Source organism: Burkholderia sp. 9779_493, assembly GCF_015712215.1.
Lineage (GTDB): Bacteria > Pseudomonadota > Gammaproteobacteria > Burkholderiales > Burkholderiaceae > Burkholderia > Burkholderia cenocepacia.
The window spans coordinates 1-378 of record NZ_JACCQA010000130.1; the positions used below are offsets into that span (position 1 = coordinate 1).

General features: G+C 63.5%; 1 protein-coding gene. It reads right to left on the reverse strand.

Going from position 1 to position 378, the window contains the following annotated elements; translation table 11 throughout:
* The coding region (locus H0X95_RS35825; RefSeq protein WP_196446450.1) for an Ig-like domain-containing protein at positions 1-378 on the reverse strand (378 nt) is incomplete at both ends.

Sequence of the window (378 nt, forward strand, 5' to 3'; positions counted from 1 at the left end):
CGTCCGGCGTGCCGTCGCCGTTCGTGTCGATGTTGACCGTCGCACCCGCTTCGGCCGTACCCGACAGCGACGTACCGTCCGTCGCGTTCACTGTCGGAATTGACGGAGCCGTCGTATCGATCGTCAGATCGAAGGCCGTGCTCGGAACACTCACATTGCCGGCCGTGTCCGTGGCAGTCACCGTAATCGAGTGCGCGCCCTCTCCCAAACCCGTGGCCGGCGTGAACGTCCAGTTTCCGGACGGATCTGCCGTCGTCGTGCCCAGCAACGTCGTGCCGTCATACACGCTCACCGTGCTGCCTGCTTCCGCTGTACCGCTCAATGTCGGCGTCGCGTCATCAGTACTGCCTCCGGAAATGATCGCACCAACAACAGAGC